The sequence below is a fragment of the Amycolatopsis sp. FDAARGOS 1241 genome (genome assembly GCF_016889705.1).
GTDB lineage: Bacteria > Actinomycetota > Actinomycetes > Mycobacteriales > Pseudonocardiaceae > Amycolatopsis.
On sequence record NZ_CP069526.1, the window covers coordinates 1,646,245 to 1,658,771 of the forward strand.

Below are 12,527 nucleotides of genomic sequence, written 5' to 3' on the forward strand. Positions count from 1 at the left end.
CGGGAGGACCGGCTGTCCCCGTCGAGCGGAGACAGCCGGGGTGATCTTTACTTGACGAAGATCCCGATCCCGTTGGCCACCGAGCGCTCGCCCGCAGCGTCGGTCGGGCGGTTGCGAACCGTGACGGCGTCAGCGCCGGGATCCCAGGCCACGAGTGTCGTCGACCCACCGCCGTCGAGGTTCACCGCGTTGGCGGCGCCGGCTTGCTGCAGCAGTTGTGCGACCTCGGGAGTGGTCATGCCGCCACTCACACCCGGCGCCGGCTGGACCGCGACGAGGAACATCTCGTGTCCGTCGGCACTGAACCCCGCGCCGGTCCGCACCGCGGCGGCCTTGGCGTCCTGGCCAGGTACCACAGTGCCGTTCTCGAGGATCGGGAAGCCACCGACCGCGGATCGGAAGGGGACCCCGGTTCCGGTGGACAGGTTGTAGTGCACCGCGACGTGCTGGCCGATCGTGAGCGACCGAAGCGCGTCCGCGCCGGCCTCGCGCCCGACCAGCACGGTCTCGTCTGGCGCGATCGCGCCGGCGCCGACGGTGCCGCTGACCGCGACGACCCGGCCGAGCCTCAGCGTCACCTCGGCGACGTCCGTACTGCACGCGGCGCCCCTGGTGGTGTCGGTGCCGCAGACCGAACGCGCGCGGGAGGTCGCACCCCACGCGCTGGTGTACGCCCCGATGCCACCGACCGGGATCGCGTACTGGTTCAACCCGCCCAGCGGCCGGGTGGTCGAGTTGATGCGGACGCTGCCCTCGAGGCTCGCCACGCCGAGCCTTCCCACCCCATCGGCACCGACGCCGAGCACGGCCTGCGTGGTGACCCCCGGTGGCATGCCGGGCCCGAACCGCTGTCCGTTGGGCACGGCGGCCTTGAGGGCGCGTCCGCCGGCGATCTCGGGGCCGTCGGAGGAGTCGGTGAAGGCGACGCCGGGGTGCTGGGCCTCGGTGTTGTTGAAGAAGTCGCCGTTGACGCCCGCCACCGCTCCCTGCGCGTTCGCCATCCGGGACACCGTGTTCGCCTGCGCCACGGACTGCGGGTGCAGGAGGTCCACGGAAACGTGCGGGTTGCGCAGGTCGACGGTCAGCAGCTCACCCTGGACAGCCGCCGCACTGACCGACCTGGTCGTGAACGACTCGAGCCGAACGCCGGGAGCGACCTGTTCGCTGGTGGCCACGTCGAGGGCCGTGTCCGCGAACGCCGGCGACGTCAGCGTCATCGGGGCTGCGGCCACAGCCGCGGTGAGCGTCAGCGCCACCAACGATCTGCGCAGTCTCATGGGCGGGTCCTTTCTAGACGGATCGGAGCCCACCCACTGTCCCGGTCGTTGGTGGCCCCGCCGAGACCGCGCCCGTGCGTCGTCGTGAACCCGACATGAACAGGTACGGCGATCACGTCGGCGCGCGGCGATGACCCGGGCGTTCATCCTCCAGGTACATCGCCTTGCCGGTGGAGGCTGATCGGCTCGATCCGCTGGCGGGGCTCGATTTCACCGCCGCGGCCGGGTCGCTGCGACAAGGCAGCTCGGGGGAAGTGCGCGGCCACGAGGACCCCGTCGCGGTGGCGACGCCGGCGACCAGCCGTCAGGAGCGACGCTGGGTGGTGACGCCGCGCCGGATGTCGCCGGGCAGTGGGCGCACGCGCTGCAGGTCCCGCCGAGTCGTGGAGCGCAGCTGCCACGGGACGCTGGTGACCATCACGCCGGGCTCGAACAGCAGCCGGCCCTTGAGCCGCAGCGAGCTCTGGTTGTGGAGCACGTTTTCCCACCAGCGGCCGACGACGTACTCGGGGATGTAGACGCACACGACGTCGCGGGGGCTGGCGCGCCGGAGGTTCTTGACGTAGGCCACGACCGGCCGAGTGATCTCGCGGTAGGGCGATTCGATGACCTTGAGCGGGATCTTCATGTCGCGTTGTTCCCATTGCCGCTGGAGTTCGCGGGTGTCGTGGTCGTCGACGTTGACGGTGATCGCGGTGAGGGTGTCCGGTCTGGTGGCGCGGGCGAACGCGATGGCGCGCTGGCTCGGCTTGTGCAATGTGGACACGAGCACGATGGCGTGGACGCGGCTGGGGAGCAGTTCGCTCTCGTTGTCGGGTTGGAGTTCTTCGCGGACGTGGGTGTAGTGGCGGTGAATCGCGCGCATGAGTACGTAGAGTGCGGGGATGGCGATGACGACCAGGTAGGCGCCGTGGGTGAACTTGGTGATCAGCACGACGACGAGGACGACCGCGGTGAGCACCGCGCCGACGGTGTTGATCAGCCGGGACCGCTGCATCGACAGGCGGGCCCGGGTGTCGGTGGCGGTCGCGAGCTCGCGGTTCCAGTGCCGGATCATGCCGGCCTGGCACAGCGTGAACGAGGTGAAGACGCCGAGGATGTAGAGCTGGATCAGCCGGGTGGTGGAGCCGTCGAAGGCGAAGATCAGGATCCCGGCGATCACCGCGAGCGCGACGATGCCGTTGGAGAACGCGAGCCGGTCGCCGCGGGTGTGCAGCTGGCGGGGCAGGTACCGGTCCTGCGCCAGGATCGAGGCCAGCAGCGGAAAACCGTTGAACGCGGTGTTCGCCGCGAGGATCAGGATCAGCGCGGTCGCGGCCTGCATGAAGTAGAACAGCACCGAATGATCGCCGCCGAACACCGCGGCGGCGATCTGGCTGATGACGGTCCGCTGCGGTTCGGTCTCGCAGTTCCCGGCGAAACCGATCAGGTCGCACGTGTTCTCGGCGATCCGGACGTGGCTGATCATGGCGAGTGCGGTGATACCGCTGAACATCACCACGGCGATCGCGCCCATCGCCGTCATGGTGCGGGCGGCGTTGGTGCTCTTGGGTCTGCGGAACGCGGGCACGCCGTTGGAGATCGCTTCGACGCCGGTGAGCGCGGTGCAGCCGGAGGAGAACGACCGCAGCAGCAGGAACACCAGTGCGAGGCCGGTCAGCCCGACCTGTTCTGGCCGGACGTCGTAGCCGGCGCTTTCGGCGACCGGCGGGTGGCCCGCGACGGCTTGGCCGAGGCCGAGCGCGATCATCAGCATGACCCCGCCGATGAACAGGTAGGTCGGGATGGCGAAGGTGCGACCGGATTCGCGGATGCCGCGCAGGTTCATGGCCATCAGAATCAGGATGAACCCGAGGTTCAGGGCAATCCGGTAATCGTTGAGGTCCGGGATGGCGGAGATGATGTTGTCCACCCCGGACGCCACCGAGACCGCGACGGTCATGATGTAGTCGACCATCAGCGCCCCGGCGACGACGAGGCCCGCGGAGCTCCCGAGGTTGCGTGAGGTGACCTCGTAGGAGCCGCCGCCGCTGGGGTAGGCCTTCACGACCTGCCGATAGGACAGGACGACGACAGTCAGCAGCACGGCGACCGCCAAGCCGATCCACGGCGCGAGGGTGAGGTACGCGAGCCCGCCGATGCTGAGGATCAGCAGGATCTCTTGAGTCGCGTAGGCGACGGAGGAGAGCGGGTCGCTGGCGAAGATCGGCAGCGCGAGCCACTTGGGCAGCAGCGTCTCGCCGAGGGTGTCGCTCCGGAACGGCCGCCCGAGCACCAGCCGTTTGAGCCATGACGTGGGTGCTGGCACGTACGGAGCGTGCCCCGTGACCGCCGGGCTGGGCGTACAGATTTCGTCAAGATATCAGCGAACACGTAGGGATTCCGTCAACACACCGGGGTTGATCGTCAGGGTTGCGTCAACGACGGAGCTTCCCCGGCGAAGCCGAGTGCGTACCGCCGTTCGGGGAGCTGCCATGGCCGACGACCGCCTCGCGCGCGTGATCTCGTGCCCCGGCGCGCCGAACTCCTCGACGAACTCCGGGGACGGCCCTCGTGTTTTCGCCGAACTGCGCGGGATGTCCAGCGACGCACGCTGCGCGTGCCGGCGGCGGGGATCCGGCGTTCCGGCGCGGGGGAAGCTGGCACGTTCAGCCGCGCCTCGCGACGGTGATCACGCTCACGTCGGTCGGCCGCGAACTTGCCGGGGTAATTGTCTGATTTCGGCGAGTGATTGCCGTATACGAGCGATCCCTCGACCGCTTGCGGCGGACGCTGGTCTGCCGCCGGTTCGTTTCCACGTTTTGCACCATGGTGCAGCAGCGCTGTCGCCGGCCGCGGGCAGCGACTTCAAGACGGTGCAGCGGATGTTTGCGGCACGGCTTCCCACCACTGGCAGGGCAGGCTAAGAGCTTGTCTCATGTGGTGAGTTTGCGGAGTTTCTTGTAGCAGGTGAGGCTGGCTCCGAGGAGAAGGAAGGCGAGGAAATGCTCGGCTTTGCGTTCGTAGCGCAGCGTCAGGCGTCGGTATCCGGTGAACCAGGCCATGGTTCGCTCGATCACCCAGCGATGCTTGCCGAACTTGTCCTTGGATTCGACGCCTTTGCGGGCGATGCGGACCTTGATGCCGCGGTCGCGGACCCACTGTCGCAGGTCGGGCTGGTCGTAGGCCTTGTCGGCGTGCAGCTTGGCCGGCTTGCGCCGACGGGGACCGCGGTGGGATTTGATCGCGGGGATCGCCATCACCAACGGTTTGAGTGCGTAGGAGTCGTTCGTGTTGGCGGCGGAGACGGCGACTGCGAGCGGAAGTCCGGCGCGGTCGGACAGGGCGTGGATCTTCGAGCCGGGTTTGCCGCGGTCCACCGGGCTGGGACCGGTCATGGATCCCCCCTTTTCGCCCGCACGCAGGCACCATCCACGATCGCGCGGCTCCAGTCGATGAGGCCCTCGCTGCCGAGTTCATCCAAGAGTGCGTGGTGCAACTGCCGCCACAGCCCGGCCTTGGTCCACTGGCCGAAGCGGCGGTGTGCGGTCTGGAACGGCACCCCGAATGACGGCGGCAGATCCCGCCAGGCACACCCGCTGGTCAGCACGTACACGATCGCCGTGAACACCGCGCGAGCGTCCACCGGGGCAGTGCCACCGCCCTGCGGACGCGGCTCGAACACCGGGATCAGCGGCTCCGCCAGCTCCCACAGTTCATCCGGCACCAACCGCAACGACAACCGATCAACCACAGCAAGATCATCGCTCACCAGCGACAGATCACCACGTAAGACACACTCTAATTACCCGCCGCAAACATGATACTGGGGTCATGGACCGACCTACCGTACTGAGCGGTTTCCTTTACGCCCGACGGTTCCGGCTCCAGCACTGGACTCCGGCAACTCGACTCTGCTTCGCCGGGGAGCAGCCCGTTCACGTAAGTCACGTCCCAGCCTTCGTCGACTTCGCGCCGAACCCGCCGGGCGAGTTCCCAACCACGTTCGTAGAAAGCTCGTTCAGCCTCAGCCGAGGAAAACGCGGCCGAGGCCGGGTCGTCCCCGTCGAAGATGCTGCAGTACTCCCTTGTCGAGACCTTCAGGTCGGCGGCCAGCTCGGCGCTCAACCCCAGGTTCGGCGACTTGGGGTCGACCTTTGTCGGTTCCATCCGGACCGTAGACCCAGAGTGGCCAGGCACCGACTTCGGCGAAGACCTTGCTCAACCGCCACGCATCGCGCTCCGGTTCAGGTTGAGATCCTTGGTGGCCGGACAGCCGACGGAACCACCCGGCGAGCAAGCGGCGAGCGCCCATCTGGCTCACCTCCTGATGGGATCGGCCGGCAGCCAGCGGCACCGACACCGAGGTTAGCCTGGTGGACGATTGCACGCCGCCGCACAACCCCCGCGAACGACCGCCGTTTGTCACGTCATCTTGGAAATGCGGACACGACGTAGCCGTTGCTGCCCACCGTTATCGCCAGTCGGAGGTGCCTGCCGTTGTAGCCGAACTCGTAGATCGCCATGCCGGTACCTTCGGACCTGACGAGACGACCGGAGTTCACCGCCGCCATGAGAATACCCGGCAACTCGGCTACCGGAATTCCCTTCTGCGCGACCTCGTAGCTGTGCCTGGACGAGCCTCCCGTTCGAGTCCCGACCAATGCGGATCACCGCGTCGCTTGAGACTTTGACGCCTGCGGCGACGAGCTGATCGATGAGTTTCGGGTCGACCACTGAACGACCGACCCCGGCGATCACGTCTTGCACTGCGGCGGAATTCTGCTCCTGAACGGTCTTGTAGTCCTGGAAGAGCCCGCCGAACCGGTAGAAACGCCGCGAGATCACCGACGCCGATGGTCATCCATGAGGTGAACGCCATGCCTTTGGGGATGACCGATCATCGCCTGCCGGCCGTTGGCAATCAAGCAGTCGACGCCTACGCGATCGTCGGTTGCCTTTGGGCTTGCCACAGCTGCTTGGACAGTTCGATCAGATGCTCCACGCGGCGGTGCTGTGCTGGGGCAGGCGAAGCTCGCGATCGACCGCTGAGCAGGTCCTGGGCGCCGATCCCGAGGACGGCGCCGCCGAGTTCCACCGGGACCGGCGCGGCCGATCGCCACGTCGTCGGTGATCCGCAAGGCGCAGTCGTCGGCCACCAGCCATTCCTTGTGGTGAAGCAAGCGGGAGGTCGAGCAGTGTCTCACCTTTTTGGCCAGAACGGGGTGCCGGATCCGAGGCTGGTCGTCGACGTCGTCGACCACCACGCCACCGTAGGAGTGCCGGAACCCGGTGTCGGCAGCGAGTCCGATTCTGGATTAGTCAGGGATGGGAGCGGAGTCGCTGAAGGATCCTCGTCAGCAAGCCCCGCGGACGGAAGCGGCGGCACTCGCCGGCCGGGCAGAGCGCGCATTCGGTTCCGCCGCGAAGATGGGTGTGCGCATCGCGGTGGTGGCCGCAGCGGCAGAAGTCGCGCCCTCCGGTGGGGATGCTGATGACGACCCTCCAGTGCCCTCGGGTTGGCCAAGAGCATAGCCGACTTCGTCACAGCACCGTGTTGACGACTCGGAACACCACTGCGGCGATGACGAGCACGGTTACCAGCGCGCCGGCGCGGTCGAGCCGGCGTACGAGTCGTGTTCGTTCGTACGGTCGGCCGCGCGCTCCCGCGGCTCGCTCAGCGAGCACTGTGCGCGTCAAGACGATCGCACCGAATGCGGCTGCCAGCGCGAGGGTGAGGATCACCAGGAACACGTCGGTCATCGGCGCCTATCCTCTTCCGGTACGGGCCAGGAGCCGGCTCCCGCCTTCGTCGAACACAACGTGGTACTTCCCGGAGCTGACGAGGTCCGCGACGAGTCTGCTGGTCCACCCGGGTTGGAGGCCGTAGTAGATCCGGCCGTAGTTTTCCTGCGAGGGAGTCACCACGAAGTAATCCGGTGCCGCTTCTCGCACGCAGTTCGCCACTTGGGCGAATTGTGGGCAAGTGTCTTCGACCGCTGTCTGCTCGACCAGTCCGATCTTGTCGAAGCCCAGCGGTGTGGCGTCGGCGCTGAGTCCGCTGATCGTCTGGCCCGGTTTGGCCAGCCGGTACGCGTCCGCCACCGCGGCGACATCGCTGCGGGTGTAGCTCAGGTAGGCGTCGCCGCCGCCGCGGGCGACGACAGTCGCCAGGCCCAGCAACGTCAACACGAGCCAGACGACGACGGGCCGCACCAGGGGGAACCGGTGGTGCACTCGCCTCGTCGCGGACTGCGCTCCCGGGGCGGCTCGCGCACCGAGCGCCGCGTCGAGACCAGCCCCGGCGAGCAAGGCGGCGAACGGCAGCGCGAACAGGTAGCACCGGACGAACACCTCGCCGCCGTAGGACTGGAGTACGGCTATCGCCAGCGGGGCGGCCGCGAGCAAGACCAGCGGGAGAGCGTGCAGACCGCGGCGATGCCGCGCCCACCAGCCACCCAGCGCCAAGGCGCCGACCGTCCCGGTCAGCGCCACACGCACGAGGAGGATGGCTGTCCGTCCCGCGTCACCGACGAACCGGCCGGTGATGCCCTGGTCGACGGAATTGCTCACTTGCCCCACGTCGCCGATCACCATGTGCAGCTGGCCCTGCCAGAAGTCTTTGGCCCCCAGGGAGAACCACATCAGTGCGGGAATCAGCACCAGCCACGGAAGCCAGCTCGGCCACAGCCGCCGGGTCAGGGCCATCACGAGGAGCAGCCCCGCCAGCACGAAGGGAGTCAGCTGGTGAGTGGGCGCGAGCGCCAGGCCGAAGACCAGGATCAGCACGTGTGCGGCCAAGCGTTCGCGCGGCAGGTTCGCCGGCGGCGCGCGGCGGGCCCACCTGGGCCGCGTGGGTTGGGCGAGGCCGGGACGCACCAGGTACCGGACGGTCAGCGCCAGCGCGGCAAGCATGATCAGGTAGCTGCCGGCCTGGGGCGACAGGTAGTCCTGTTCGGTCCACTGGGTCAAGAGGAACACCCAGGTCGCGAGCCACCCCGCGCGCCCGGTGCCGAAGACCGCGGCAGCGAGTGCGCGCATACCCAGCACCGCGGCACCCGCGAAGACCACCGGCGCCCACTGCAGCAGCGGTGATGCGTCCGGCTGGCCGCTGGCCTTGGTGAGGAATGCGATCAAGGAGAAGAACCCCGGCCATGAGAACCGCGCGTCGTAGCCCTGCAGCGCCTGGCCGTTGTCGGCGACGTAGCGTGCGAACCCGGTGTGCAGCCAGGAAACCGTCAGCCGAGCCGTCTGCTCACTCGCCGGCTGCAGGCCGTAGACGAGCGCTACTCCCAGCGTGGTGAAGCACGACAGCACCCGCGACCGCGGACGGCGCCGGCTCAGCTCGAGCACCACTGCGGTGAGGAGCACGGGGTAGGACGCCAGCAACACGGGCGAGAGCGCGGTGACCAAGCCGAGACCGCCCAGCTGGACCGGCAGCACCGGATGCAGCCCCAGCAGCCACAGCAGTGCAGCGAGGAGGGCGAGCAGGGGGCTCAGCGCGTCGCGCCACTGCCACCGGCCGCCCTCGGGGCCGGAAACCTGAACGGGCGGTTCGAGATCGGGTTTGGACCGTCGGAACCTGGGAAGTGCCACGTCACTTCTCGTCACCGCGCAGCCCCTGCCGCGCGGGGCGTGATCAGCTGCCACAGCAGCGCGAAAAAGGTGACCACGGCGACCACCACGAATACCGCCGTCGGGTGCCACCAGTGGGTCGAGACCATGACTTGCGCGATCAGCAACGTCCCCGAGATGCCGATCGCGATCGCGGTGATCCATTCCAGGGCACGGGTGGCCAACCGCAGGTGGACGACGACCGCCCACCCCGGTGCGAGAAGCACGAACGCGGTGTCCAGGTAGAGCCGCAGTGCGCTGGTCACCTGCCAGGCGGCCAGCAGGAGCACGGACGCGGTCAGCACGAGGAGGACTGCGGCCACGGCTCGCCGTTCGGTCAGGTGCACCGGGACCACCCGGACCTCGCTTTCCAGGCGCTGCGCGCGAGCGCTGGCGGGCCGGAGGCCAGGCCGGTGAGCTGGTCCAGCAGCAGTCGCCGCGCCCCTGGCCCCGTCGAGCCGCTGTCCGGCGGCGAGGAGCGCGCCGAGAGGACCCGGCGTACGCGGTTCGGGACCGCCGCGGCGATCATCCCGGCGTCGCCGGGGTGTTGCACCAGGTGCCGGACGAACATCGCCGACAACCCGACGCTGTAGGCGTGCAACTGCTCGCGCAGTTGCGTCCATTCCGTGCTGTGCTCGTGCCAGGCCACGGCGTGCGGTGTGTACACGATGGACCCACCGGCTCGCGCGAGCCGCAAGAAAAGCTCGAGGTCCTCGCCTGCGCGGGTAGGGGTACCCGGACCGAGCAGTGGATCGAACCCGCCGAGACCGGCCAGGGTGGAGCGGCGCCAGAGCGCGCAGCCACCCGGACCGAACCGCCCTGGGGCGAACGGGTACCGCGGATCGTCGCCGGCGAGTTCGGGACTGAACACCTGGCGGCGGAGGCCTTGTCCGAACCCCTTCAGCATTTCGAACGTCCGCTGGGCCGGAGTGTCCAGGGAAGACGGGAGAACCAGGCTGGTTGCGCAGTCGACTCTCTCGTCGGCGAGTTCGGCCACCAGGTTGGCCAGCCACCACCGGTCGACCTCGATGTCGTCGTCGACGAAGGCGACCAGTGTCCCGCTCGCCTCGGCCAGGCCGGTGTTGCGGGCTCGGCTGACGCCGGGTTCGGCTTCGGCGAGGTAGCGAGTCCTCGGGTCGCCGGCCGTGAGTTCGATCAGCGCTGCGGCCTCGGCCGTGTGCGGCCGGTTGTCCACGAGCAGCACTTCCAGATCGGGGTAATCGGTCGCCAGCAACGATTTCACGCACCGGCGGACCGTGTCGGCCCGATCGGCCGTCGGGACCACAACACTCACCCCCGGGGTCCACGCGGTGGTTTCGGGTCGTGCCGGGGGAGCGTTGAGACGAAGGCCGGCGACGTCCACCCGCCCGCCGGTGACGGGCAACCGGACCAGGTCCAGGGTCCAGCGTCCGTCACGCACGAGCACCTGCGCGTCGCGGTAGACGACCTCGGGATTCGCCGGAGCGGACAGCACCGCCGCCGCGTGGCTGACGTCGAGTTCGGTGACCGCCGTCGCGGGCGCGGTCACGGCGGGTTCGGCGGCGGGTTCCGGCCCGCTTCGGCGCCGTGCCGACTCGCGCAGGTAGCCGCCGGTTGTGGCCAGGAGCGCGGTGGCGATTGCGATGATCGCCTTCCCCGCTTCTGCCGGCCGCCCCCTGCCGGCCTGGACCAGCGCGCCTCCTACTGCGGCCGGGAGCACGCGGGCGACGTAGCGGCGCTCAGTGGCGAGCGCGTGTCCGGTGCCCGCCATCCGGCTCACGGCGGCTTTGGACACTCCTTCAGACCAACTGCGGCGGCGCAGGTAGGACCAGCTCAGCCGGTCCGCGCTGACTTGGTGGGTCACGACCGCTCGAGGCTCGAACAGGATGCGCGCGCGGGGCAACCGTCGGCGGGCCCGGAGGCACAACTCGGTCTCCTCGCACCCGAGGGGGAGCGCACCCACCCGTCCCACCCGGGTGGAGAAGCCGCCGATCTCGTCCAACACCGTGCGGCGGAAGGACATGGTGCACCCCATGACGTTGCGCACCTCGGCGAGCGCGGTCGGCAAACCCGTGTAGGTGCAGCCGACCACCCAATCCAGCACGCCGCCCGAGGGCAGCCAGCCGGGGCGGCCGGATCCCGGTGGCCAGTGGGGCTCGGCCGCACCGCCCACGGCGACGACGTCCGGATCCGCGTACGGCGCGAGCAGGTGCGCCAGCCAGCCGGGCCGGGCCACCGCGTCATCGTCGAGGAACGCGACGACGGCACCCGCGCTGTGGGCGATCCCGGTGTTGCGGGCGCCGGACAAGCCGCGCGGGCCGTCGTTGTCGAGAACCGTGATGCCGGACAGCGTGGTGCGGGCGCGGTGCGCCAGGTCCGGGTTGTGGTCCACCACCAGCAGTATCTCCAGCGGCGTCGGAGCTTGCTCGGCGGCGGAGGCGAGCGCGGCGCGGATCGTGTGCCACCGTGCCGCCGTGAACGCGCAGACGACGACCGATACCGTCGGCACCCGCTCCCGGTCAGTGCCCGCAGCGGTCATCACGCGATCTCCTGCGTGGCGACGTCGCCGGTCGCGGACGGGCCCGCATTCCTCAGGGCCCGGTAGCGCCGGTGTTCCGCGAGGATGGTGCGCAGGATCCGGGCACCGTCGGCGAATGTGCGCAGGTTCGTCTCGCCGAAGACTCGGGGACGCTCGAAACTGGGTACCTCGGCGACGGTCAGGCCTGCGGCGACCACCCGGCAGCTCAGCACGGTCTCGATCTCGAACCCGTCACCCCAGAAGCCTCCCGGGCCTGGCGCGGTCGCGGCGGTCGGTGGCAACCTCAGCTGCGGCACGATGTCTCGCCAGAACGCGTTGTAGCCGTAGCAGAGATCGGTGAAGCTCGTGTGGTACAGGACATTGGTCAACTTGTTCAACGCGGCATTGCCGGCCCGGCGCAGTGCGGTGATGTCGTCGCTGCCACCGTGCCCGTGGAACCGGGTCCCCTTTGCGAAGTCGGCGCCCTGCACCAGGGTCTCTATAAACGCCGGGATCTCCGCCGGGTCGGCCGATCCGTCGGCGTCGAGCATCACGATGATGTCCCCGCAGGCGGCCTCGAACCCACACGCCAGTGCGTTGCCCTTGCCACGCCGGGTCTGGGTCAGGGTCACGATGGACGGCAGCACCTTGCGCGCGACCTCGACGGTCTGGTCGACCGAATGTCCGTCTACCAGGACAACCTCGTCGACTTCGGGGAGCTCCGGGAGGATCACCTCGAGATTGCGCGCCTCGTTGCGCGCCGGAATCACGATACTGATCTTCGGATCCACGCCCTGGCCCATCGAACGCACCCTTTCCCCGATACGTGCGAGTTTGATCCGTGAAGTTTCGCAACAAGTTACCGAAATTTAAGTCGATATCAAGGTTGTCGCGCCCTGATTGGTGGCCGTTACGCTGAAAAAGAGGGCTTGCGGGTGTGGCGGTGATTCACGGGAAGCTCCGGGCGACTCGTGCAAGTATCACTGTGCAATGAGACCTTCGGCGGGCTCGCACAGGTCACCGCCGATGTTTCGGAGCCTGCTCAGGGGTGTGGACCAGGAGAGGTCTCAACCGGTGTCGTCGTGGCGACGGGGTGTGCGGGTGAACTATGTGCGGATGACCGAATCGGCATCTGGTGAAGTTTATCCAGTCGTAACTCG

Annotated in this window: 9 protein-coding genes; all 9 read right to left on the bottom strand. The window is 68.5% G+C overall.

The annotated features are described in order from the left end of the window. Positions 1-47: 47 nt before the first annotated feature. A complete protein-coding gene (locus I6J71_RS08110; RefSeq protein WP_239154523.1) occupies positions 48-1,277 on the bottom strand; it encodes a phosphodiester glycosidase family protein in 1,230 nt (409 codons plus the stop codon). Positions 1,278-1,581: 304 nt separating this feature from the next. Beyond that, positions 1,582-3,585: an APC family permease gene (locus I6J71_RS08115; RefSeq protein ID WP_204094161.1), complete on the bottom strand. Its 2,004-nt coding sequence runs from the start codon at positions 3,583-3,585 to the stop codon at positions 1,582-1,584. Between the two features lie 607 nt (positions 3,586-4,192). Further along, positions 4,193-5,010, bottom strand: a protein-coding gene (locus I6J71_RS08120) for an IS5 family transposase (RefSeq protein WP_204094162.1) whose coding sequence is annotated in 2 segments (ribosomal slippage) — positions 4,193-4,668 and positions 4,668-5,010 — 819 coding nt in all. Because the reading frame shifts where the segments join, the coding sequence is not laid out codon by codon here. Positions 5,011-5,057: 47 nt separating this feature from the next. Further along, positions 5,058-5,426, bottom strand: coding sequence for a hypothetical protein (locus I6J71_RS08125; RefSeq protein ID WP_204094163.1), 369 nt, complete (start codon positions 5,424-5,426; stop codon positions 5,058-5,060). A 1,374-nt stretch (positions 5,427-6,800) separates the two neighbouring features. Then, positions 6,801-7,019: a hypothetical protein gene (locus tag I6J71_RS08130; RefSeq protein ID WP_204094164.1), complete on the bottom strand. Its 219-nt coding sequence runs from the start codon at positions 7,017-7,019 to the stop codon at positions 6,801-6,803. A 6-nt stretch (positions 7,020-7,025) separates the two neighbouring features. Continuing rightward, entirely contained in the window at positions 7,026-8,852 is a 1,827-nt protein-coding gene (locus I6J71_RS08135; RefSeq protein ID WP_204094165.1) for a hypothetical protein, read from the bottom strand. Between the two features lie 11 nt (positions 8,853-8,863). Then, the gene (locus tag I6J71_RS08140; RefSeq protein ID WP_204094166.1) at positions 8,864-9,217 is read right to left on the bottom strand and encodes a hypothetical protein; all 354 of its coding nucleotides are present in this window, start codon (positions 9,215-9,217) and stop codon (positions 8,864-8,866) included. Further along, a complete protein-coding gene (locus tag I6J71_RS08145) occupies positions 9,208-11,388 on the bottom strand; it encodes a glycosyltransferase (RefSeq protein WP_204094167.1) in 2,181 nt (726 codons plus the stop codon). The genes I6J71_RS08140 and I6J71_RS08145 overlap by 10 nt, the downstream gene beginning before the upstream one ends. Further along, complete coding sequence (locus I6J71_RS08150; protein WP_204094168.1) at positions 11,388-12,170, bottom strand: glycosyltransferase family 2 protein; 783 nt, start codon at positions 12,168-12,170, stop codon at positions 11,388-11,390. The genes I6J71_RS08145 and I6J71_RS08150 overlap by 1 nt, the downstream gene beginning before the upstream one ends. Positions 12,171-12,527: the final 357 nt, after the last annotated feature.

Coding starts and splice junctions, on each gene's coding strand:
- I6J71_RS08110 (WP_239154523.1), bottom strand. CDS start 1,277: ATGAGACTGCGCAGATCGTTGGTGGCGCTGACGCTCACCGCGGCTGTG.
- I6J71_RS08125 (WP_204094163.1), bottom strand. CDS start 5,426: ATGGAACCGACAAAGGTCGACCCCAAGTCGCCGAACCTGGGGTTGAGC.
- I6J71_RS08130 (WP_204094164.1), bottom strand. CDS start 7,019: ATGACCGACGTGTTCCTGGTGATCCTCACCCTCGCGCTGGCAGCCGCA.
- I6J71_RS08145 (WP_204094167.1), bottom strand. CDS start 11,388: ATGACCGCTGCGGGCACTGACCGGGAGCGGGTGCCGACGGTATCGGTC.
- I6J71_RS08150 (WP_204094168.1), bottom strand. CDS start 12,170: ATGGGCCAGGGCGTGGATCCGAAGATCAGTATCGTGATTCCGGCGCGC.